The sequence below is a fragment of the Microbulbifer sp. MLAF003 genome (genome assembly GCF_030012965.1).
Classification (GTDB): domain Bacteria; phylum Pseudomonadota; class Gammaproteobacteria; order Pseudomonadales; family Cellvibrionaceae; genus Microbulbifer; species Microbulbifer variabilis.
The window spans coordinates 2,688,624-2,712,167 of record NZ_CP120232.1 but is presented as its reverse complement, the minus strand read 5'-3'; the positions used below and the strand labels follow the sequence as shown (position 1 = coordinate 2,712,167).

Here is a 23,544-nt window from a genome sequence, read left to right as displayed (position 1 = left end):
CGCGTGGTTCTTTAGTCAATTCTGCGTTCGATACCGGCTTGTGACATTAAGCGCGTCGCAAGCTCCTCCACTGAAAGCTGTGTGGCATTGAGAAAAGGCACTTGTGCCCTTCGCAACATCTGCTCCACTTGGCGCACTTCGAATTCACATTGCTCCTTAGAAGCGTAGCGGCTATTGGCGCGTCTTTCCTGCCTAATTTGCATCAGGCGCTTGGGATCTATGGTCAGACCAAATAACTTGCGGCGATAAGGGCGCAAAATCTTTGGCAGTGTGGTGGAGTCCATGTCCTCCTCGGTAATGGGGTAGTTGGCAGCACGTAGCCCAAACTGCAGTGCCAGGTACAAGCAGGTGGGCGTTTTGCCGGACCGGGATACGCCGAGCAGTATCACGTCAGCCTGCTCAAACTCACTAACCCTGCGTCCATCATCGTTGTCGATAGCAAAGTGCACCGCATCAATGCGCTCACTATAGCGGCGGTTGTCGGCAATGCCGTGGGAGACATTGACGGTCTGTGCCGGGTCTCTACCGAACAGGTTGGCTAATGGTGTCAGGTAGTTTTCGAAAACATCCAGCATCAAGGCGGGACTTTGGTGTAACTGATCGCGGATCTGGTCAGAAACGATACTGGTAATAATGATCGGTTGGAGGCCCGATTCTTTAGCAGCTTTTTCAATCCGCTGAAGTGCTAGCTGTACCTTCTCGTTAGAGTCGATATAAGGCAGGGTTACCTGTTCCACATGCTGGTCCTGGAACTGGGCCAGAAGGCTGTGACCGATAGCTTCCACAGTGAGACCGGTTCCGTCGGAAATGAAAAAAGCGGTGCGCTTGTCTTTTGCCATAATTCTTCTCTATCTGTTGGCAGGTTGCCGGGCGGCGAAAAGGCGCCCAGTATAAAAGGGGTGGGACAAAAGGTCTTTTATTCCGTGATACTGAAATTTTTGTAGAAAATTTACAACATTTTCAACGTATTTTACGGGCTATTTTTTACAAGACTCATCCTTATAATCAGCGCCCACTAATACCTGATTTCAGAGGGGCTTCACTTGACGAACTTCACCATCGACTTCGCAAAACTGGGTATGGACGATGTCGACAAGGTCGGCGGTAAAAACGCATCACTCGGTGAGATAATCTCTTCACTTGCCGGTGCCGGCGTGAGTGTACCGGGCGGCTTTGCAACTACCGCGGAGGCCTTCCAGGCTTTCCTCGCCCACGAACAGTTAGAGCAGCGAATCGCCGAGCGTTTGAAAGGGCTGGACGTTGGTGATGTTGTGGAACTGGCGAAGGCCGGCGACGAAATTCGGAACTGGATTCTGCAAACGCCATTCCCCGCTCAGCTTGAAAAAGAGATTCGTGATGGATACGAGGCTTTGGGCGGTGGTGAGACGGCTGTCGCTGTGCGCTCCTCCGCAACAGCAGAAGACTTGCCGGATGCCTCTTTCGCAGGCCAGCAGGAGACTTTCCTAAACATCCGCGGAGTTGATGCGGTTTTGCAGGCGGTTAAGGAAGTTTTTGCTTCTCTCTATAACGATCGCGCTATTGCTTACCGGGTACATACGGGTTATGCGGATGTGGGGGTAGCCCTGTCTGCTGGTATTCAGCACATGGTGCGCAGTGAAACTGGTGCTGCCGGTGTAATGTTTACCCTGGATACAGAGAGCGGTTTCCGCGATGTAATCTTTATCACTGCTGCCTTCGGTTTGGGCGAGACAGTGGTGCAGGGTGCGGTAAACCCTGATGAATTTTATCTGTACAAGCCTGCCTTGGATACTGGTCGCCCTGCGATTTTGCGCCGCAACCGCGGTAGTAAAGCAATCAAGATGGTATACGACCAAAGTGGTGAGTGCGGCCGTTCTGTTAAAACTGTTGAGGTGGCAGAAGAAGATCGCCAGCGTTTTGCTCTAAATGATGAAGAGTTGACCAGCCTGGCTGTGCAAGCTCGCAAGATTGAAGAGCACTATGGTCGGCCGATGGATATCGAGTGGGCCAAAGACGGTGACACCGGTGAGTTGTTTATTGTTCAGGCTCGTCCAGAGACAGTTCGTTCTCGCGATCAGGGTACCAGTATTGAGCGTTACAGCCTGCAGGAGCGTGGAGAGGTATTGTGTGAGGGCCGCGCGATTGGCCAGCGCATTGGCGCCGGCCGGGTGCGTAAGCTGAAGTCTGTTGAAGATATGGCGGCGATGCAGGATGGTGAAGTCCTGGTGACGGATATGACCGATCCAGACTGGGAGCCAGTACTGAAGAAGGCCAGTGCGATCGTTACCAATCGTGGCGGCCGTACCTGTCACGCGGCCATTATTGCTCGTGAGCTGGGTATTCCCGCGGTGGTCGGCTGTGGCAATGCTACCGAGCTGCTGGAAAGCGGCACTCCGGTGACCGTATCCTGTGCTGAGGGGGATACTGGTTTCGTTATGTCTGGAGAGCTGGATTTCCAGCGTGAGGAAACTGAAGTTTCCGAAATGCCGGATCTGCCATTTAAGATTATGCTCAATGTAGGCAACCCGGATCGCGCATTTGCTTTCAGCCACCTGCCCAATCAGGGCGTAGGCCTTGCACGCTTAGAGTTCATCCTCAACCGCATGATCGGTATTCACCCAAAAGCTCTGCTGGAGCTGGACAGCCTGCCGGAGGACCTGCAACAGAATATCCGTGAGCGCATTGGTGGCTATGCTTCTCCTGAAGACTTTATTGTTGAGAAGCTGGTTGAAGGTATCGCCACCTTGGCCGCTGCTTTCGCGCCTAACCGTGTCATTGTGCGTTTGTCAGATTTTAAATCCAATGAATACGCACACCTGGTTGGCGGCCAGTTGTATGAGCCTAGTGAAGAAAATCCGATGCTTGGCTTCCGCGGCGCTGCCCGTTATCGCTCTGAAGATTTCCGCCAATGCTTCGCTCTCGAATGTCGCGCATTGAAAAAAGTACGCGATGAGATGGGGCTGACCAATGTTGAAATTATGGTGCCCTTCGTACGTACACCGGAAGAGGCTGAGGAAGTTGTTGGCCTGCTTGCAGAGAATGGCCTGCGCCGCGGGGAAGGTGGACTCAAAGTCATTATGATGTGTGAGCTGCCTTCAAATGCCCTGCTGGCTGAGGAGTTCCTGCAGCATTTCGATGGTTTCTCTATCGGTTCAAATGACCTGACTCAGCTCACCTTGGGACTGGACCGAGACTCCGGCCTGGTGGCTGATCTATTCGATGAGCGCAATCCGGCAGTAAAGGCTCTGCTGTCCCGCGCTATCCAGGCTTGTAAGAAAGCCGGCAAATATGTGGGCATTTGCGGTCAGGGCCCTTCTGACCACAAAGACTTTGCCCGCTGGTTGATGGATGAAGGGATAGACAGTGTTTCCCTCAACCCGGATACCGCTGTAGATACCTGGCTATTCCTGGCGAACGAGGAAGCCTAATTTCCTCGCCGATGCGGCCCTTATTGGGCCGCTTTTCTATTTTTCAGTCTAAAACCTGGCTAAAATTTTTTTGCACAAACGCAAAGCGCCCCTGGCCAAAAATTAGGCTTCTGTTGCTGCTTCTCTCGATATCCTCGAAATTTGTCCTGCATTCTTTGTGTGAGACTTGCAGATCACACGCTACCTAAAAAATTCAAACCTCTATGCTTTTTCACCCAGAGAATTATTCATTCTAAGGCTTTGTATTTACCTCAATAGAATCGGAAGAGTCCTGAGGCAGCGCGTTAACCGGAAAAATTCGCGTATTTTGCTTTAGCACTGATTCACCAAATTGGGGATTATCCCCGGGTTGAGCTTGAAAGTGGATTTGGTTGGGCTGTTTCCCTTTCCATCCACTTCAGCAAAGCAGATAAAGTTGTTGAGGTGAGCTATGCAGTTAAGCAGACAATTAAAGATCCCCATTTTGCACATCTTCCTGATGTTATGTCTTTTGACATTGTTGGCGGTGCCCCCTGCAATAGCGAAGCCACGTGGTGGTAACTGGTTTGATGACCGAGCTGCCGCGAGGGGAGGAAGCCCGTCAATCAGGATTGATTTAAGTGAACAGCGAGCTTACTTGTACAAAGGTGGCAAGTTAGTAGGGGTATCCAGGATATCCTCAGGTAAACGCGGTTATAGCACACGCCCTGGACACTTCCGCGTTCTTTCCAAGCACCCCTATCACCGATCTTCGATTTACGGTAGTTATGTCGACAGGCGCTCGGGCCGCGTAGTGCGGTCTAATGTTAATACCCGCAAGCATCGTCGTCCTGCAGGTACTGTGTATCGTGGGGCCAGAATGAATAATTATATTCGTTTTAATGGTGGAATCGGCTTGCACGCCTCAGGCAGTGTACCCAGATACCCGGCATCCCATGGCTGTGTGCGTATGCCCCCGCATATGGCGAGAAAGTTTTATCGGCATGTGCGTGTTGGTACTCCGGTTAGGGTAACCCACTAGATGAATTTGTAACAGCGAAGGCTTGGCCGGGTATTATCAACAGTGGTGATACCCGGTATTTTTTTGTTTCCCTGCCAGCATTGCCCCAGTATCGCTATCATTCCTCTTTTCCCAATAACTGTGAGATAGCTGATGCCAATTTCTACTCCTGATCTGTGCGATGCCCATGGCGACGAGGTGCGAGTGGTTGAGCCGATGTTTGTAAATTACGGAGGCCGAGAGCGTTTCGGTGGAAAAATTGTAACCATTAAGTGTTTCGAGGATAACTCATTGGTGCGTGAACTGGTGACGGAGCCGGGCCAGGGAAAAGTATTGGTGGTGGATGCGGGAGGTTCTATGCGTAGAGCCTGTTTGGGGGATATGTTGGCAGAGAAGGCCGTGGCAAATGGCTGGGAAGGGATAGTGATGTTTGGGTGTATCCGAGATGTCGATGAAATATCTGCGTTGGACCTGGGTGTTCAGGCCCTGGGAACCCACCCGATGAAAACTGAAAAGAAAGGTGTTGGCGAAAGAGATCTTGCAGTTACTTTTGGCGGCGCTACCTTCCACCCTGGAGAATATCTCTATGCTGATAATAACGGCATTATCATTGCCGATAAGCCACTAACCTGAAGTCAGATTCTCTGACTGAGCAAGTTACACAGCGGCGTTATAGGCAACGATTGGCGATATGTGTAGCCCTTTTTCTGTGGGAAAGGCAATTGCCTGCACTGGAGAGCGTGTCCTAGCGACTATCGGCCTGGTCTGCATGGAGTTTTGGGGGAATACGAGCCCTACACTGATAGGTGTTGTTGTCACAATAACTTCCATAAGAACTTCCTAAATCTACTTTTTGTTATCGGTCTTTGGCGCACAAATATATATCCTTTTGGTGAACTTTTTTTCGCGGAACTTGTTGAATTGTTTGTTTGCCAGGGTTGCTCACCCCGTTTAAAGCGACTGAAGGATAGGTAGACTTTCCTGAACAATGGTGTCAGCTGGCGCATCTCTTTACCTCCCTGCTTTCAACGTTCTCCGGCGGGTCATCCATTTCCTCAGGGCGTGGCTCCCCAGCGGAAAACGTCACCTATCATTGTGCTTTGGTAATCCTCGATATCCCGTTGGAAATGGCAGGGTATTTCGCCGTTACTGCCAGTATGGAAGGTAAAAATGAGTGAATGGCGTAAGAAGTTCTTTACCAGGCCTCTTCTCAAAGTCATTAAGCGGGTTCTTCCGCCAATTTCCGAGACTGAGCGCGAGGCGATGGAAGCCGGTGAGGTTTGGTGGGATGCCGAACTTTTATCGGGAAAGCCTGATTGGAAGCAGCTGCTGGACATGGGGCCGCCAGAGCTGAGTGAGGAAGAGAAGGCATTCCTGGATGGCCCCACAGAAGAACTCTGCCAAATGGTAAATGACTGGCAGATCAGCTTTGTCGATCACAATATCCCGGAGCATGTTTGGGACTTCCTGAGAAAAAATCGCTTTTTTGGCATTATCATTCCCAAGAAATACGGTGGTCTTGGGTTCTCCCCCACAGCACATGCCGAGATAGTCACCAAAATTTCCACCCGCAGCAATTGTGTGGGCGTGACGGTGATGGTGCCAAATTCCCTGGGCCCGGGAGAATTACTGTTATCCCATGGTACTCAGGAACAGAAAGACTATTATCTGCCTCGACTTGCGGACGGGACAGATATCCCATGTTTCGCCTTGACCAGCCCCCAGGCAGGCTCAGATGCTGCAGCCATGGTTGACCGGGGTGAGGTTTGTTATGGGGAGTATAAGGGCGAGAAAGTCCTCGGCATGCGTGTGAACTGGCACAAGCGGTATATTACCTTGGGACCGGTAGCCACGGTATTGGGACTAGCTTTCAAACTCTACGATCCAGAGCACATTTTGGGAGACAAGGAAGCGCTGGGAATTACCGTTGCACTAGTACCCACCGATACTCCCGGAATCACAATTGGCCAGCGTCATTTACCAGCCATGCAATCTTTCCAGAACGGACCTAATTGGGGAAAGGATGTTTTTATTCCCATGGATTGGATTATTGGTGGCGAGGAAAATGTCGGGAAGGGCTGGGAAATGCTGATGAGTGCCCTGGCTGCAGGGCGCGGTATTTCTTTACCCTCACTGTCTACTGGCGGGGCCAAGATGGCGGCGCGTACCACAGGTGCCTATGCGCGTATTAGAGAACAGTTCAATGTGCCAGTTGGGCGTTTTGAAGGAGTACAGCGACGCCTGGCAGAGATTGCTTCTATCGCCTTCGTGCTCGATAGTGCCCATAAAACCACAACCCGAGCCCTTGACCATGGACGAAAGCCAGCGGTAATTACAGCCATAATGAAGGCTAATGCCACCTCTGGATTGCGTCATGCAGTTAATGATGCAATGGATATCCATGCTGGCAAGGCGATAATGGATGGCCCCCTGAATTACCTGGGGAATGCCTACCGTGCCGTACCGGTAGCGATCACTGTAGAGGGTGCAAATCTACTGACCCGCAGCCTGATGATTTTTGGTCAGGGTGCAGTTCGTTGTCACCCCTACTTACTGGATGAAATGTTAGCGGCGGAGAATCCAGATGAAGAAGAGGGCTTGGACCAGCTGGATAAGTTATTGCCCAAGCATATGTGGTTCCAGGTAAAGACTCTGTTACGAGGGTTTTTCCATGGCTGGACAGTAGGGCTTTTCGCCAGCAGTCCTCGCAATGTCGGCGGGGCAGCAAAATACTATCGACAATTGAATCGCTATTCGGCAGTGCTCACTTTAGTAACAGAAATTTCTTTGATGAGCCTGGGTGGAGAGTTGAAAAGAAAAGAACTGATTTCCTCGCGCTTGGGAGATGTTCTCAGCCAGCTCTATTTACTCAGCTGCACTTTGAAGCGCTTCTACGACGACGGAAACCCCAAGGATGATTTACCCCTGTTGGAATACTCCATGCGTGATGGACTACACAAGATAGAGGTGAATCTTCTTGAAGTTTTTCAGAATTTTCCTCGACCATTCCTCGGCCAGGTTATGCATTTTCTAACCATGCCCTGGGGACACAGTGTACATACCGCATCAGATCGCCAGGCTCATGCTTGCGCGGAATTATTGCTGACTCCCTCTAAAACCCGGGATCGTCTCACTAGAGGTGTATTCCTGGGCAACCCTGGTGATGGGGTGGATATTGTCGAGCAGGCATTTATAAAAGTTTGCGCGTCAGAGAGAGCTAGGGAAAAGCTCAAGAAAGGGGGAGTGCGTACCCTGAGCCGTGAGAGTGTGGATGAGGGCTTGCAGCGTAATTTGATTAGTGATGAAGAGGCTGATGCTTTGCGTGATGCTGCTGATGCCGTGGATAAGGCAATCCAGGTCGACCACTTTGAGCATTTGGGGGAGGAGTCTGGAAAGATAGAATAACGCTACGTGGAACAAAAAAACTCCATGGAAGGCTCTTCCAAAGAAGCTCCAAGACGCTTTGCCAGTGTCGAGGAGTGTATTGATGCTCTGTTGGCAAAAGTTGGCAAGAAGGTTGTACTGGGTTTACCCCTTGGACTTGGTAAGGCCAACCATTTTGCCAACGCTCTTTATGCCCGCGCTGTTGCCGATCCCTCAATTTCCCTGACCATATTTACGGCTCTCACACTGGAACGGCCTCAGGGGGACAGCGATATCAGTCGTCGTTTTATCCAGCCATTACTGGATCGTTTATACAGTAGTTACCAGGACCTGGGTTATGTCTCACCACGCAGAAAGGAACATCTACCAAAAAATATTAATGTTATTGAATTCTTTATGGAGCCAGGTGCACTGTTGGGAAATCACTATGCCCAGCGACATTATGTAAGTGCGAATTACACCCAGGTGCCTGAAGATCTTCTGCGCTTTGGAGTGAATGTTATTGCCCAGATGGTGGCACCGATGGAGGGGGAGGACGTTACAGCTTGAGCTGTAATCCCGATTTGACTTTACCTTTGTTGAAACTGACAGCCAATCGGAAAGATCATCGGTTGTTCTTAGTGGGGGAGGTCAATCCGCAGCTGCCTTATATGACCGGTAGCAGTGAATTGGAAGAGAGTGAGTTTGACCTGCTGCTAGAAGGGGAGGTTTTTGATACCCCTTTATTCGCGGCCCCGGCTATCCCGGTCAGCTTTACCGAATACAGTATCGCATTCCATATTGCTAGCATGGTCGCCGATGGAGGAACCTTGCAAGTGGGTATTGGGGCTTTGGGAGATGCGGTCTGCCATGCACTGCGTTTGCGGCATAAAGAAAATGCCCATTACAGAAGTATCATTGAAAAGCTGGTTGATCGTGAATCACTCCATTACCGGAAAGATCTTCCGCTGCTTTTGGAAAGTTTTAAGCAGGGTTTGTATGGCGCAAGTGAAATGGTGCCTCATGGTTTTCTGCACTTGCGCAGGGCGGGGGTTTTGTCCCGGGAGGTTTATCAGGATGCTGGGCTGCAACAGTTGTTGGATGGGGATGAAATCACCCATACCGTAAATGAGGAAACCCTGCTCGGATTGAAGAATGCAGGTCGTATCAGTTGTCCTCTCACTCCCGAAGATACAGAATTCTTACAACGCTTTGGTATAGTCGACCCCAGCTACAGTTGGCGCGGGCACAAGCTATTAACGCCTGACGGTGAGGAAGAAGAGTGTGACCTGCACAGCGAGCATGGCCGCAGACGCCTGATTGGCAGTTGCCTGAATAAGAAACTGCGCGGTGGGATCTGGCTGCATGGAGGTTTCTACTTGGGGCCGGAATTAATGTATCGGGAGCTGCGGGATCTTTCTCCTGATGAGCGCGCGGGAATTGATATGACCGCCATTGACTTCACCAATGATCTGCAGTCCCAGGGAGAACTGAAGCGGGCCCAACGTAAACAGGCTCGCTTTATCAATTCCGCCATGATGGTCACGCTGGGGGGCGCAGTGGTTTCAGATGCGCTGGTGGACAACCAGGTCGTCAGTGGCGTGGGTGGCCAGTACAATTTTGTTGCTCAGGCATTTGCGTTGCCGGGAGCACGCTCGGTGATTGCATTACCCAGCACTCGTGTGCGCGGTGGTATATGCGAGAGCAATATTGTATGGGAGTACCCCCATGCCACTATTCCCCGGCACCTTCGCGATGTAGTGGTTACTGAATATGGCGCAGTGGACCTGCGCGGAAAAACCGATCGGGACGTAATGGTTTCCATGCTGAGTATTTGTGATAGCCGTTTCCAGGCAGTATTGTTGGAGCAGGCAAAATTCGCCGGCAAAATCGAAAAGAGTTTTGTCATCCCGCAGTCTTTTAATAACAACACCCCGGAACATATCACTGAAATTTTCTCCGTCGAAAGCACACTGGCGATATTGCCTTATTATCCCCTGGGTACAGATTTTACTGATGAGGAGGCCCTGCTTGCAGTCTCATTGCAGCAGTTGCGTGCGGCGGATCGCAGCTGGTGGAGAATGCTGATGGCAGTGATCCAGGGGCGTAAAGTGTGGCATGACAAGTCGACAGGCACTGAGTGGTTACAGCGTTGTTTGGCGCGAATGGGTTACGATCATACCGAAACTTACGAGCACCGCCTGGAAGCTTACATTGTTGCCGCTGCATTACGGAATCACATCGACAGGCGCCGCCCACTGCGTTGGGAGTAAGCCGTTGCCTGCTTAGTATTGTTTTTAACCCTGATAATCACGTTGTTGCGCCTGAATTGCCGTGAGTGCGATAGTGTAGACAATATCGTCGACCAGGGCACCGCGGGATAAATCATTCACCGGTTTGCGCAACCCCTGCAGCATGGGGCCAATACTGACCAAGTCCGCACTGCGCTGCACAGCTTTATAGGTTGTGTTGCCTGTATTCAAGTCGGGAAAAATAAATACCGTTGCACGTCCAGCAACAGGGCTATGTGGTGCTTTCTGAGCGGCTACATTTTCGGTAACGGCCGCATCGTATTGTAGGGGGCCATCAATGATCAGCCTGGGCCTTTTGCGTTTGGCAATTTCGGTTGCTTCGCGAACCTTGTCTACATCTGAGCCACTGCCTGAAGTTCCTGTAGAGTAGCTGATCATGGCTACACGAGGCTCTACGCCAAATGCTTTCGCTGAATCGGCGGACTGAATAGCAATCGCTGCCAGTTGCTCTGCGTTTGGGTCAGGGTTAATAGCGCAGTCCCCATAAACCAAAACTTGTTCGGGCAGCAGCATAAAAAATATAGAGGAAACCAGCTCTTCACCCGGTGCGGCTTTTATTAGCTGCAGAGCGGGACGGATGGTATTGGCGGTGGTGTGAATAGCCCCGGATACCAGTCCATCGACCTCATCCAGAGCCAACATCATAGTGCCGAGTACTACATTGTCATGGAGCTGCTCCTTTGCGACCACTTCTGTCAGGCCCTTGCTCCTACGCAATTCCACCATGGGCTCAATATAATTGTCACGCACAGTTTCCGGGTCGGTAATGTGAATTTTGTCAGAGAGTGTTAGACCTTGCTGCTCTGCGACCCTGGCAATGGTTTTTGTATTGCCGAGCAGAATAGGTTCGGCAATATCGCGCTCGGTGCAAATCAATGCTGCCCTGATGGTGCGTGGCTCTTCACCTTCGGGAAGTACAATACGCTTTTTTTCGGCGGGCCAGTTCCGTCAGATGATATCGGAAGGCTGGAGGGGAAAGTCTTCGGGGGCGGTTGGAAACCTGGCTCAAAGAATTCACCCAGTTTTCATCCAGGTGACTGGCAAAAAAATCTTGCACCCGGTCCACCCGCTCACGGTCATCTGCCGGTGTACGCAGGTTGAAGGTCTGTAAGTCCACTACAGTGCGCCAAGTATTGCCACTTACCAGCATTACTGGCAGGCCGGTCTCCATTGCTGGTGTGCAGAGTTTATGGACTTCACGATCCAGCCGATAACCCCCAGTTAGCAGCAGGCATCCGATTTTTACCCCGTTCATAGCTGCCAAGCAGGCCGCGGTGACTACATCAGGTCTATCGGCAGAAGTAACTAACAAAGCCCCGGGCTGAAATCGCCTGAGCATATTGGGGAGTGAACGGGAGCAGAAAGTTACATTGTGTAATCTCCGGGTCTCCAATTCTCCCCGGTTGATAAGTTGAGCATCGAAATGCCGCACCAGATCTAATGCGCGGGGAGCCAGAAGATCTGCATTCCAGGGTATACAGCCGACAATACGTAGAGGGGTTTGCCGGTAGAGGGATTCCCTGGTGATTGTGACTTTGTCTTCTGCGGGATCTTCACGTCCGGCACGCATACCTGCCGGTTGAGCACCGGGAGTATCAGTTTGCTCTTCAGGGGCTCCAACCTTATTGATAATGCAGCCCACTACACGGTTGGATTTTTCTCCGCCGAAGGAGTGAACAGCGAACTGTAACCGCTCTCGCAATTGCCTGATATCTCCACCATGAGGGCAGGCTACCAGTACTACTTCCGCATCCAGTGTCTTGGCAATCTGGTAATTGAGTTGGTTGGCAAATTGATTTTCACTGCTGGGCAGTACGCCTTCGATGACGGTCACGTCTGCATGCTGGCCGCCGCTTTGATATCGGGCCAGTATTTCTTCTAACAGATCTGGCATTTTCCCTGTAGAGACCATGGACTCAACATGTTTGGCACTGAAGGAGCGTGGAATATCCAGGTTGGAAACCTGCCGCAATATTTCGTTGGTCCGTTCAATGGTACCGTCTGGAGGCGGCGGTTCGGCCACAGGCTTGTAGAATTTAACTTCCACCTGGATACGCTCCAATGCCCGGATCAAGCCCAGGCTTACGGAGGTAATTCCGACTCCAGCGGCAAGGGGAACGAGCATCAGTGTGCGAGTGCGATGAGACATTTCTAGCGCACCTCAGATGCGAGCCTTGCGGCATCCCTGGCGATTACCCAATCCTCCCTGGTTGGGATTACAAAGATATCCAGCGTACCCGCTTTGGATATGAGCCCCTCGGCACCGAAGCGGGTTGCCTCATTGCGCTCCTGATTCAGTTGATAGCCGAGTGCGCTAAGCCAGCTAATGGTCCTATGGCGTACCCAGGAGGAGTTTTCTCCAATGCCCCCGGTAAATGCCAGGGCGCTGACCCTGCGCAAGGGCACAGTGTAGGCAGCGATATATTTAGCCAATCTATAACAGAATACCTCCAGGGCCAGGCGGGCTCCCTCGTGGCCGTTTTCCATTGCCTCTTCCAGTTCGCGACAGTCATTACTCAAACCGGATAGGCCGAGCAGGCCGCTCTCTTTATTCAGCAGCTGCTCCAGCTCGGCCAGGGAATAGTCCAGGGATTCTCCAAGGTGCAATAGCAGGCCTGGGTCCAGGTCGCCACAGCGGCTACCCATTACCAGTCCTTCGAGGGGCGTGAGTCCCATACTGGTATCCACACTGTGCCCGCCTTTGATAGCGGCAATAGAAGCGCCGTTACCCAGGTGTGCGGAAATTACGTTGGCCTCAGTAGTTGGTTTTCCCAATAGCTCGGCACTGCGCTCGGCAATATAGCGGTGGCTGCTCCCATGCATGCCGTAACGTCGAATATGGTGATCCTGGTATAGCCGGTAGGGCAGTGCGTAGAGGTAGGCATAGTCCGGCATACCCTGGTGAAATGCTGTATCGAACACGGCAGCTTGGGGTACTTGGGGAAAAGCGATCAGGGCAGTCTGGATTCCTTGCAGAGCAGCCGGGTTGTGCAGTGGTGCCAATTCGCAGCAGGAGCGAATTGCGGTCAGGACCTGCTGGTCTATCAATACTGAATCTGCGAATAACTCGCCGCCGTGGACCACCCGGTGGCCAATGGCGAGCAGACGGGCTTTTAGTCCGAGCCAGGTCCCATCAAACCGCTCAACCAGCCAACCAATCACACTTTCGCAGTCATCGCTTGGGGAGAGCGGCTGGCTGTTGTCCTCACTGCAATAACGCCAATTGAGAACTGCCCCGGAACTTCCCAGGGCATCGGCTTGACCTGATAAGTATTCCTCTCCACTGAATGGATCGAGTGCGGCAAACTTCAGTGAGGAGCTGCCACAGTTCAGAATTAGTACTAAGCCGGGGTTGGGCATAGGATGGGTGTCCCTGCGTATATACCCTAAGGCTAGCCAAGTTGGCGCAAAAGTCTTTTGAAAACATGGCTGGGGGTGAGAATAAAAAAGGGCCGCGATTGCGGCCCAAATTTAAAATGCAGAGATTAAAGCGCAGTTTGCTTCAACTGTACTTCTTCAGCAGAAACTTAACTCTCAGGCTGAGAGAAATCGTCAGCTTTTATCAGAAGAAGGCGGCTGGCGCCGCCTTAAACATACCTTTTGGGTATATAAAGAGGGCTTAGCCGAACTGGTTCATGGTGTTGTCTTTACCAGCAGCCTTCAGGGCAGCTTCACCAGCGAAGTACTCTTTGTGGTCGTCACCGATGTCAGAACCTGCCATGTTCTGGTGCTTAACACAGGCAATGCCCTGACGGATTTCTTTACGCTGAACGCCTTTCACGTAGCCCAGCATGCCTTGCTCACCGAAGTACTCCTTGGCCAGGTTGTCGGTAGACAGGGCTGCAGTGTGGTAAGTTGGCAGGGTGATCAGATGGTGGAAGATCCCTGCTTCGCGAGCCGCGTCGGCTTGGAAAGTACGGATCTTCTCATCAGCTGCTGCAGAAAGGTCAGAGTCGTCGTACTCGGCGCTCATCAGGTTGGCGCGGTCGTAAGCGGATACATCTTTGCCTTCTTCACTCCAGGTATCAAAAACCTGCTGACGGAAGTTCAGTGTCCAGTTAAAGGACGGGCTGTTGTTGTAAACCAGTTTCGCATCGGGAACGACTTTACGGATTTCATCCATCATGCCGCCAATCTGGCCGATATGGGGCTTCTCGGTTTCGATCCAAATCAGGTCAGCACCATTTTGCAAGGAAGTGATGCTGTCCAGGATGCAGCGAGCTTCGCCGGTACCTTTGCGGAACTGGAAAAGGTTGGAAGCCAGGCGCTTAGGACGCAAAAGTTTGCCTTCGCGGTTGATTACAACGTCACCGTTAGCCAGTTCAGAAGCGTCGATTTCTTCGCAGTCCAGGAAAGCGTTGTACTGATCGCCCAGGTCGCCAGGCTCTTTGGTCACAGCGATCTGCTTGGTAAGGCCGGCACCCAGGGAGTCGGTACGGGCAACAATAACTCCGTTATCTACGCCCAACTCCAGGAACGCGTAACGAACAGCCCGGATCTTGGCCAGGAAGTCCTCGTGAGGAACGGTCACTTTACCGTCCTGGTGGCCACATTGCTTTTCGTCGGAAACCTGGTTCTCGATCTGGATACAGCAAGCACCCGCTTCGATCATTTGCTTGGCCATCAGGTAAGTGGCTTCCGCGTTACCAAAACCGGCATCGATGTCAGCGATGATTGGTACAACGTGGGTTTTATGGTTGTCGATCTTGTCCTGTACAGCCTTCTCGGCAGCCTTGTTACCGGCCTCGCGGGCAGCATCCAATTCGCGAAACAGGTCGTTCAGCTCGCGAGCATCTGCTTGACGCAGGAAGGTGTACAGCTCATTGATCAGGTGTGCAACAGAGGTTTTCTCGTGCATGGACTGGTCGGGCAGCGGACCAAATTCACTGCGCAGTGCAGCTACCATCCAGCCGGACAGGTACAGATAGCGGCGGTCAGTATTGCCTTCGAAGTGCTTCTTTATAGAAATCATCTTCTGCTGGCCGATGAAACCGTGCCAGCAACCCAGAGACTGAGTGTACTTGGAGGTGTCCTTGTCGTAATTCTCCATGTCAGCGCGCATGATATTGGCAGTGTACTTGGCAATATCCAGGCCGTTCTTGAATTTGTTCTGGGCGCGCATACGGGCAACAGATTCGGGATTGATAGCGTCCCAAGTGCCGCTTTTGCTGTCACGGAGCTTAGCTACCGCGTCGATGTCTTGAGTGTAGGTGGACATGACAGTGTTTCCTTAAAACGGTGACTGCGATTAGGTGTTGAGTATCTTAGGAGGAGTGGCATAATTTGCCTAATTTATTGATTTTATTTTCACTATCGATCTGGCGAATGATGTATGCAACTGGAAAGAGCTGACCTGAACCTGCTGGTGTATCTTGATGTACTGCTGCGAGAACGTAATGTAACCCGTGCGGCAAACTATCTAGGCCTATCCCAGCCAGCTATGAGTAACGGCCTTAAGCGTCTGCGAGAGCTGTTCGATGACCCCCTTCTGGTACGCACTCGCGAGGGCATGATGCCCACCGAGCGTGCCCTGGAGTTGCAGCCGATGGTGCGAGAAGCCCTGTCCAGTATCGATCGGGTGATTCAGCCTAATCGGGATTTTGATCCGGCGAATACACGCCGAACATTTCGAATCATGGCCAGTGACTATGCAGAATCCACTTTGATTCCGCCGCTACTCAAGCAGCTGCGTGATGATGCTCCTGGAATCAGCCTGGATATCATGACCCCCAGTGATGTGAGTTTCGTTGATGTGGAGCAGGGCAAAGTGGATATGGTAATCAACCGCTTTGACAGCATGCCGCAGAGCTTCCATCAGGCTACTGTGTGGCGAGACAGTTTCTCCTGTGTGATGCGGGCAGATAACCCCATGCTTGAAGACTACAATCTGCAAAGCTATTTGAAGGCCCAGCACATCTGGGTCAGTAAAACGGGCATGGGGGTTGGGGTAGGGGTAAACCCAGAGGATGTTCAGAGGCTCGGCTGGGTGGATGAGGCTATTGGGCGCTTGGGGGAAAAGCGCGATATTTCCGTGTTTACACGCCACTATCAGGTAGCCATGCTATTGGCAGAACAGAGCGATTTGATAGTGACAGTTCCCACCCGGCTGGCGCAGCTGGCCAGCGATAATCCGAGGGTTGTGCGAAGGGATCCCCCCTGGATATTCCACCTCTGGAACTGAAAATGGCTTGGAGCCCCCTATTGCAGCAGAGTGCGCCGCACCGCTGGTTACGCCGCCTGATCTTGGATATCGGTCGGGCTCTGTAAGTGACTGGTGAGTAAGGAAGCATGCGCCTTGTAGGTGAATGCGTAGTTTTACTGGTAAGGTTTCACGCGCCAACCGCATTCATAAAAATTTGATCTATGAATAGTGGAAATTGCGCCTATAAATTAGCGGTATGTCGAAATGGCTGTTTAGAATGCCGTAATTCCAACAATTAGCGAGAGGCCCAGGGTATGACGGAACGAGTCCAAATCGGTAATCTGCAAATCGCACCGGAACTATACAATCTGGTTAGCGAGGAGGTGATTCCAGGAACCGGGGTCGATGCCGATAAATTCTGGGGTGGGCTCGATGCCATCGTCCGTGATCTGGCGCCAGTTAACCGCGAATTACTGCAAAAGCGTGATGAACTCCAGGAAACCCTGGATCGTTGGTACACAGAGAACCCCGAGGGTGTTCGCGACCTGGAAGGGTATCGTGAATACTTGCGTGAAATTGGCTACCTGGTAGATGAGCCTGCTGATTTTGCCGCTACTACCGAGAATGTCGACGAAGAGATTGCCACTCTTGCGGGGCCACAGTTGGTGGTGCCGGTGATGAATGCCCGTTACGCACTCAATGCAGCCAATGCCCGCTGGGGCAGCCTGTATGATGCCCTGTACGGAACTGACGTGATCAGCGAAGAGGGCGGTGCGGAAAAAGGCACCGAATACAACCCTGTACGGGGTGCCAAAGTTATTGAGTTTGCTCGCAACTTCCTGGATCAGTCTGCTCCACTTACCTGCGGCAGCCACAAAGATGCTGTGCAGTACCGCGTAAATGGCTCCCTGCTGGAAGTGGTACTGGCGAATGGTGATATCGCCACCGTCAAAGATGGTAAACAGTTTGTCGGTTATCGCGGTGACAGCGAAGAGCCCAGTTGTATTCTGCTTAAACAGCACGGCTTGCACTTTGAAGTTCAGGTAGATCGGGAAAGCCCTGTCGGTAAGACTGACGATGCTGGTGTAAAAGATGTGCTGCTGGAATCTGCTTTGACCACCATTATGGACTGCGAAGATTCCGTTGCCGCGGTCGATGCCGAGGATAAGGTTGTCGTTTATCGTAACTGGCTCGGCCTTATGCGAGGAGACCTGAAAGAAACCATTAATAAAGGTGGCAAGACCTTTGAGCGTAATTTGAATGCCGACCGTGAGTACACTACTCCAAATGGCAATCAGTTAACTTTGCCAGGTCGCAGCCTCATGTTTGTACGCAATGTCGGCCACCTGATGACTAATGATGCTGTTTTATTTGGTGATGGCCAGGAGATTCCTGAAGGCATCCTTGATGGCATGATTACCAGCCTGATCGCGCTACACGATCTACGCGGCGATGGAGAGATTAAGAACTCCCGTACCGGTAGTATCTATATCGTGAAACCAAAGATGCATGGTCCGGAAGAAGTGGCTTTTGCCAACATCCTGTTCAACCGTATTGAAGATGTCCTTGGCCTACCGCGTTTCACTGTAAAAATGGGCATTATGGATGAGGAGCGTCGTACCACGGTAAACCTGAAATCCTGTATTGCCGAAGCTAAAGAGCGTGTGGTATTTATCAATACCGGCTTCCTCGATCGCACTGGCGATGAAATCCATACCTCAATGCTTGCTGGTCCGATGATTCGTAAAGGCGATATGAAACAGTCTACCTGGATCAATGCCTATGAAGAGTGGAATGTAGATGTTGGTTTAAACTGCGGCTTAAAGGGCCGGGCTCAAATCGGTAAGGGAATGTGGCCAATACCTGACCAAATGTCAGCTATGATGCACGCCAAGCTTGCCCATCCCATGGCCGGTGCCAATACTGCCTGGGTTCCCTCTCCAACTGCCGCGACACTGCACGCATTGCATTACCACAAGGTAGATGTAAACCGCCGTCAAGAAGAAATCCAGCATCGCCATCACGCCAAGCTGGAAGATATCCTTACCGTACCCGTGGCTAATAATACCAATTGGAGCGCCAAAGAGATTCAGCTAGAGCTGGATAATAACGCCCAGGGGATACTTGGTTATGTTGTACGTTGGGTAGAACAGGGTGTAGGTTGTTCCAAAGTACCGGATATCAACGATGTTGGCCTGATGGAAGACCGCGCAACTCTGCGTATTTCCTCCCAACATATTGCCAACTGGTTGAAACATGGCATCGTGAGTGAGAAGCAGGTGCGAGAAACCATGGAGCGTATGGCAGCGATAGTAGATCGCCAAAATGCGGGTGATTCCAACTACAATAATATGGCCCCTGACTTCGATAAAAGCATTGCCTTTCAAGCTGCTTGTGAATTGGTTTTCGAGGGTTGTGCGCAGCCTAATGGTTATACTGAGCCGGTTCTGCATCGTCGCAGACGGGAATTTAAGGCTCTAAATGCATGATGATTTTGCTGCAGGACCCCTTAAGGGGTCTTTTTACTGGTCAAATCATTATGAAATCAAATCTAGCGCATACTTTAACGAGCTAAGGCGGTCGTCAGTACCCTCCTCTCTATGGGGAAGTTGATAAGAAATACCTACTAGACAAGGAAAGGGGTGCAGAGGTAACTGACGTAAGATTGTATATCCCGGGAATCTAGCAATTAGCCTTCCGGGAGACATTTACTAAAATACTGAATGAATTAGTATTTAATTTGACATATATAGATCTTGGAGACAGTGATTATAAGTTGGGAAAGATATAGTTATTCTATAATTTTGGGATAAAAACAGTTCCGTAATTTAAAAACACCCAAATAATAAGAGAGCCTTCAACTTATTTATTTGTAATATGTACATATAGAATACCTGCTAACCGAAAAAATCACATTTCATTAAGGTCAGCTGAATTCGAGTTACGAAATAGTTTCCAACAATATCAGTTTAAAAAATGATATCTATCAAAGTTGGTGTGTTGTTCAAGACACCAAGTAATCTTTAATGAAATGCTTTAAGCTATCAAGTATTATGAAAAGCTTAAGGAGCTACTTGTAGAGAATAATAACCAGGACTATATAATCTTTCACGTTGAATTCAGGTAGTTTTCTTTATAGTATATTTCAGTTTCTGTTGCAAAAAGAGGGGCGCCTCTATAAGTTGCACTTTCCTTAAATATAGTTTCCTCGTAATATTGGTTAGAGGATGCTCAAGCAATATTTTGTAGAGAAGCCAAGCCTTAAGGAAAGCTTTCGGAGTTCTTAGTGTTTTATTTTCCCTGCTTTATAGTTAGGTGTTTAATTAAACATGGAGGATGTTTTGATGATTCCTGGATTGATTCGGTGCTTAAGAACTGTATTTTTATTTAATTTTTTTCTGCATCTATTTTTTTCAATGTAGCAATTGCGGAGTCGATTATTGATCCACCGAAGAACCCATTCTTGGCTGATTCTCCCTGGCCCATGAGCCATAGAAATCCCTACAACCAGGGGTCTTCATATTTAAAAGGTATAGAGTTAGATGATATTGCAAGCCTTCAAAAGGAGCTCTCTGAAACAATACCTGTTCCAATTATCCTTGCTTACTCTCCAATCTATGAAGTAAATGGTAAGAGAGTGGTTTGGGGAAGTACACTTGGATCTGTTTTTAAAATGGACATGAGTGGAAACCAGATAAATAGGATTGATACAAAGTTAAAAGATGAAATGACAGGAGGGCTCTCTGGTGCTTATGTCCTTGTGGATAAAGATTACAAATTTTATGTGCCGGATGGCTCAAGTTTGTTGGTTTATGGGGATGCAATAAAGGGCGACCCAGGATCGGGTATAAATCTATATAAAAAGTTTGATATACCTGAGGAGCTTTTGACTGCTGAGAGTGAAGTAATTGTTGGGATGAATATGACTTACGATGGTTATATTTGTCTCGCAACCTCCAAAGGGTTGGTATTGGTAATCAATAGAAGTCTAGATAAGTTCTATCATACAAAGGTTGATGAAGGTGAGGAGGTATCAAACTCAATCTCTATAGATGAAGAAGGAGGTATCTATGTGGTTTCCAGTAAAAAGATGTATCGATTTCAGTGGTATGGAGATAGGGTGAGCGCCGACGAAGGAAAAGGAGCCTGGAAGGCAGCCTATGAAGCTGGGGGAGAGACACCTTGGCCGGGTCGACTGGGAATTGGTTCCGGCTCCACGCCCACATTAATGAATGCGGGTAATGATAAGCTGGTAGTGTTTACTGATGGTCAGGAGCTTATGAATCTGGTGGTGATGTGGCGAGACCAGATTCCGATGGATTGGAAACCGATTTCTGAAGAGAAAGATAGAAGAATTGCAGCGGAAATTCCTATTACTTTTGGTAATCCCAATGCGACAAGGAGTATATCTGAGCAATCGGTCTTGGTTCGAGGTGATCGAGCAGTTGTTGTTAATAATGACTATGGCTGGGATTTTTCGCGATTGCCGGGTGTTCCCCAAAGGCTTACGGTGTTGTTTTCTAATTTCCCTGAGAATGCCCCCTATGGTATCGAGCAATTTCATTGGAATTCTTACAGTCGCAGTTTGAGTAGTCTTTGGGCGAATAAAGAAATAAGCTGTCCTAATGGCGTGCCGACCATGAGCGAATCCTCTAATTTAGTTTACTGTTGGGGGCAGCGACAGGGTATGTGGACACTTGAAGCTGTGAATTGGGATACGGGTGACAGTGTGTTTCATATTCCGTTAGGATATCGAGAGAAATATAATAGTGTTTATTCGGCTGCTCAAATTGGGGGTAAGGGCGAAATAGTATCGGGTACTTTTGGAGGTGTAGTTCGTCTGCAAACTTCTAAATATTAAAGTGCTGATCAGCCCCACTTCCTCTTAAAATAAGTAGGGTTGATCTTATCTCGTAAATACACATTTATGTAAATAAAGCTGGCCTTAATATCATATTCCCATTAGGTATAGTGGTTTAGAGTTGATCTGACATTTATCGGTTTTTCAGGAAGTGCTCTGTCAGGCCAAATTCAGTTTACAGCCCTCTCCCCAGATGCTTTTCCACCTTCAAGTGTGGCTATCGGTATGCGGCCATTACACTTTTTACTCTGGTAGTGCAATCATTATAGTAATGTACTAGAGGCTGCTTCATAACTAGCAATCGACTATTCTCGCACACTCTCGGAGTAAAAAGACGAGTAGTTGTGAGCCGGTTCAAGTCAGAGTTGGCCCGACGATCAGTGGAAAGTGATTCATCCTTATTTAGCACTGCATCACCTATGGTGCTAAAAGTAGATGCAATCCCCAACGGTGCTAAATTGGCCTCTTTACACTTGCTAAATGAAGGGGATGTAGAAAGTGAAATACATTTAGATAAATTAATTAAGCTCCTATTATTAGAAGAACAAACACCTGAAGGCCAGCTTCGTGTAGTCGCAAGTATATATGAGTATCAAGAAAGTAATGGCTATTTGAATTTGGCGACTCCTACACTAATTACCGCTTATGATGGCCCGGCAGAAGTTAAGTTTATTGATTCTAGTGGCATGCCATTTAAGGTGGTGATTACGCCGGAGATCTGAGCTGAAAAAGGGGAATATATATTTTGAATGGGTTTAGTCGTCATTGTATTTTAATTTCTCTCATCCCATTGCCTAAGAGTTATATATCCAGTGCTTGCTCTCAGGATTGCATGTCATTATTTATATTGGCATACCTTTTCGCCAAGCGATCATGGAGTATTGGAGTATTGGAGTATTGGAGTATTGGAGTATTGGAGTATTGGAGTATAAAATTCTGACGTTCTTTGATGACAATCAACCCCCATTGACACTTTATAATACAGTCCATACTTACCATATCTATTTATAAATCCCTGATTTTATTGCTTCCTTATATGCCATACTTCTTCCTGTCAAATAAACAATCCCGTAGTTAATTAGTATTTTGGCGTCATTGAATAAAAAGACGTAACCGCTATATCGTGAAAATTCTCGGAGATAAAGTTGCACCTGTCTCGTAATGCGAAAGAGTCGATAAAAATTGCGCTGGCTCTGGTAATTGTTTATGCCATTGCAATGGGTATTAATTGGGAGAAACCTTTTTGGGGTGGATTTGCAGTTATTGTGTGTAGCCAAGCAAATCTCGGACAATCCTTAAATCGCGCCATTTTGTGGATCTTGGGGACTCTTTTTGCGCTATTAGGCGGCTGGATAATCGTTGCGTTGTTTCCCCAGGATCGCTGGCTCTTTATGATTGCCCTTTCTACTTGGGTTGCAAGCTGCGTATATTTTCTGCAGAGATCAAAGCATCAATATTTTTGGATGACTTGTGGCTATGTCATCTTATTGTTATGGGATGCGACAGGAGGTGACTTATCAATTTCCTATGAGGAAGGCATTTTACGTATCCAGGAGTCATTGCTTGGTATTATCGTCTATGGCCTAGTCGCTGTGCTGATATGGCCGAATTGTAGCCGTGAAGAACTACATCAAGCCGCGGTTTCCCTACTAGATGCTCACCGCGCATTTGCAGATAGGTGTTTTACAAGGATTCTAGATCGAAAAAAGGTGAAAATTCGTAGAGAAAAGAGAGTTGAACTGTTAAAAGCAGATGCACGCTTACGTACTGCAATTAATGATGCCAGTTCTGACAGTTACGAAATCTGGGAATGCCGTAGGCAGTGGAATCATTTGGGATGTCGTGCAACAGCGGTTACCCAGTCGTTGCTTAAATTAGAAGAAGGTCTGGCTCTATCCAGTGATCTGGGAATAATGAAGTTTCTTCTGGGAATGAAAGACTATTTGGAGGATATGAAGAGCCGATTTAAGAGGTTGCGCTTCGCCATTGCTGAAGACCAGTTAGCAGGCAGTGCTCAGGAGAGAGTGATTAGAGGAAATATTGATAAGGTAAAGGAGCTATCAACCTCAGAGACCGCGGCAATAGCCGTGACACGACGTTCATTAAATGATCTAGAGGTTGAAACTCGAGCACTAATAAGCTCTGTCAATGATATTAAAAGTTTAGGGAGTTCGTATTTGAAATTCCCTGGTGAAGAGGGCGCATATTGGTTTGGTTTGCTGATGCCTGATCCGGATAGGCTTGCCAATGTTGTTCGTGTGCTTGTTGGTATATGGATTTCCTATCTGGCCTATTTGTTTGTTCCGGATATGATTGGCGGATTGCTAGTTGTATTGTTGATTACAATCATAGCAATCATTGCTGCTGTTAGTCCACAAATTAGATTGTTTGAAACTTGTGCCTACACGATTCTAGTTTGTTTAATGTCTGCGCCATTGTACTTTTTTTAATGCCCAAGCTTCCTGGGTATTATGCTTTGG

Annotated in this window: 16 protein-coding genes and 1 pseudogene; 11 read left to right on the top strand and 6 right to left on the bottom strand. The window is 49.2% G+C overall.

Features of this window, described 5'->3' with window-relative positions; genetic code table 11:
• Positions 1-11: 11 nt before the first annotated feature.
• Positions 12-839, bottom strand: a complete 828-nt coding sequence (ppsR, locus tag P3339_RS12910) for a posphoenolpyruvate synthetase regulatory kinase/phosphorylase PpsR (protein ID WP_020415230.1) — start codon at positions 837-839, stop codon at positions 12-14.
• Positions 840-1,043: 204 nt separating this feature from the next.
• Here ppsR and ppsA point away from each other — a divergent pair, with 204 nt between their 5' ends.
• The 3 genes from ppsA to rraA all read left to right on the top strand — a co-directional run bounded on the left by ppsA (position 1,044) and on the right by rraA (position 5,019).
• Complete coding sequence (gene ppsA, locus P3339_RS12905; protein ID WP_282950738.1) at positions 1,044-3,407, top strand: phosphoenolpyruvate synthase; 2,364 nt, start codon at positions 1,044-1,046, stop codon at positions 3,405-3,407.
• Positions 3,408-3,837: 430 nt separating this feature from the next.
• A complete protein-coding gene (locus P3339_RS12900; RefSeq protein WP_245556727.1) occupies positions 3,838-4,407 on the top strand; it encodes a L,D-transpeptidase family protein in 570 nt (189 codons plus the stop codon).
• Between the two features lie 132 nt (positions 4,408-4,539).
• Positions 4,540-5,019: a ribonuclease E activity regulator RraA gene (rraA, locus tag P3339_RS12895; RefSeq protein ID WP_282950737.1), complete on the top strand. Its 480-nt coding sequence runs from the start codon at positions 4,540-4,542 to the stop codon at positions 5,017-5,019.
• Positions 5,020-5,043: 24 nt separating this feature from the next.
• Here the strand turns inward: rraA and P3339_RS12890 are convergent, their stop codons facing one another.
• Entirely contained in the window at positions 5,044-5,217 is a 174-nt protein-coding gene (locus tag P3339_RS12890; protein ID WP_282950736.1) for a hypothetical protein, read from the bottom strand.
• A 282-nt stretch (positions 5,218-5,499) separates the two neighbouring features.
• Between P3339_RS12890 and P3339_RS12885 the strand changes: the two genes are divergently transcribed.
• Genes P3339_RS12885 through P3339_RS12875 form a run of 3 tightly spaced genes read left to right on the top strand, consistent with a single transcriptional unit; the run spans position 5,500 to position 10,022 of the window.
• A complete protein-coding gene (locus P3339_RS12885; protein WP_353056929.1) occupies positions 5,500-7,791 on the top strand; it encodes an acyl-CoA dehydrogenase in 2,292 nt (763 codons plus the stop codon).
• A 6-nt stretch (positions 7,792-7,797) separates the two neighbouring features.
• The gene (locus P3339_RS12880; RefSeq protein ID WP_282950735.1) at positions 7,798-8,319 is read left to right on the top strand and encodes a hypothetical protein; all 522 of its coding nucleotides are present in this window, start codon (positions 7,798-7,800) and stop codon (positions 8,317-8,319) included.
• Positions 8,316-10,022, top strand: coding sequence for an acetyl-CoA hydrolase/transferase C-terminal domain-containing protein (locus P3339_RS12875; RefSeq protein WP_282950734.1), 1,707 nt, complete (start codon positions 8,316-8,318; stop codon positions 10,020-10,022). The genes P3339_RS12880 and P3339_RS12875 overlap by 4 nt, the downstream gene beginning before the upstream one ends.
• 24 nt (positions 10,023-10,046) lie before the next feature.
• Here the strand turns inward: P3339_RS12875 and pta are convergent, their stop codons facing one another.
• The 4 genes from pta to P3339_RS12855 all read right to left on the bottom strand — a co-directional run bounded on the left by pta (position 10,047) and on the right by P3339_RS12855 (position 15,279).
• A complete protein-coding gene (pta, locus tag P3339_RS12870; protein WP_282950733.1) occupies positions 10,047-10,937 on the bottom strand; it encodes a phosphate acetyltransferase in 891 nt (296 codons plus the stop codon).
• A gap of 25 nt (positions 10,938-10,962) precedes the next feature.
• The gene (locus tag P3339_RS12865) at positions 10,963-12,210 is read right to left on the bottom strand and encodes an AAA family ATPase (protein WP_282950732.1); all 1,248 of its coding nucleotides are present in this window, start codon (positions 12,208-12,210) and stop codon (positions 10,963-10,965) included.
• Positions 12,211-12,212: 2 nt separating this feature from the next.
• Positions 12,213-13,421 carry an acetate kinase gene (locus P3339_RS12860; RefSeq protein WP_282950731.1) on the bottom strand — a complete coding sequence of 403 codons (1,209 nt, stop codon included), beginning with the start codon at positions 13,419-13,421 and terminating at the stop codon, positions 12,213-12,215.
• 259 nt (positions 13,422-13,680) lie between these two features.
• Positions 13,681-15,279, bottom strand: a complete 1,599-nt coding sequence (locus tag P3339_RS12855) for an isocitrate lyase (protein WP_020415239.1) — start codon at positions 15,277-15,279, stop codon at positions 13,681-13,683.
• Positions 15,280-15,393: 114 nt separating this feature from the next.
• Here P3339_RS12855 and P3339_RS12850 point away from each other — a divergent pair.
• From P3339_RS12850 to P3339_RS12830, 5 genes and pseudogenes are all read left to right on the top strand, one after another.
• Positions 15,394-16,328 (top strand): annotated as a pseudogene (locus P3339_RS12850) (LysR family transcriptional regulator).
• Between the two features lie 189 nt (positions 16,329-16,517).
• A complete protein-coding gene (locus P3339_RS12845) occupies positions 16,518-18,692 on the top strand; it encodes a malate synthase G (protein WP_020415241.1) in 2,175 nt (724 codons plus the stop codon).
• Positions 18,693-19,666: 974 nt separating this feature from the next.
• Positions 19,667-21,064 carry a hypothetical protein gene (locus P3339_RS12840; RefSeq protein ID WP_282950730.1) on the top strand — a complete coding sequence of 466 codons (1,398 nt, stop codon included), beginning with the start codon at positions 19,667-19,669 and terminating at the stop codon, positions 21,062-21,064.
• A 380-nt stretch (positions 21,065-21,444) separates the two neighbouring features.
• On the top strand, positions 21,445-21,786 hold the full coding sequence (locus P3339_RS12835) for a hypothetical protein (protein ID WP_282950729.1): 342 nt from the start codon (positions 21,445-21,447) through the stop codon (positions 21,784-21,786).
• Between the two features lie 423 nt (positions 21,787-22,209).
• A complete protein-coding gene (locus P3339_RS12830) occupies positions 22,210-23,514 on the top strand; it encodes an FUSC family protein (RefSeq protein ID WP_282950728.1) in 1,305 nt (434 codons plus the stop codon).
• Positions 23,515-23,544 lie beyond the last annotated feature (30 nt).

What these genes read in the sequence shown, in the direction of transcription:
- P3339_RS12865 (WP_282950732.1), bottom strand. Translation starts at nt 12,210, where the DNA reads ATGTCTCATCGCACTCGCACACTGATGCTCGTTCCCCTTGCCGCTGGA.
- P3339_RS12890 (WP_282950736.1), bottom strand. Translation starts at nt 5,217, where the DNA reads ATGGAAGTTATTGTGACAACAACACCTATCAGTGTAGGGCTCGTATTC.
- P3339_RS12855 (WP_020415239.1), bottom strand. Translation starts at nt 15,279, where the DNA reads ATGTCCACCTACACTCAAGACATCGACGCGGTAGCTAAGCTCCGTGAC.
- P3339_RS12860 (WP_282950731.1), bottom strand. Translation starts at nt 13,421, where the DNA reads ATGCCCAACCCCGGCTTAGTACTAATTCTGAACTGTGGCAGCTCCTCA.
- P3339_RS12845 (WP_020415241.1), top strand. Translation starts at nt 16,518, where the DNA reads ATGACGGAACGAGTCCAAATCGGTAATCTGCAAATCGCACCGGAACTA.
- rraA (WP_282950737.1), top strand. Translation starts at nt 4,540, where the DNA reads ATGCCAATTTCTACTCCTGATCTGTGCGATGCCCATGGCGACGAGGTG.
- P3339_RS12900 (WP_245556727.1), top strand. Translation starts at nt 3,838, where the DNA reads ATGCAGTTAAGCAGACAATTAAAGATCCCCATTTTGCACATCTTCCTG.
- ppsR (WP_020415230.1), bottom strand. Translation starts at nt 839, where the DNA reads ATGGCAAAAGACAAGCGCACCGCTTTTTTCATTTCCGACGGAACCGGT.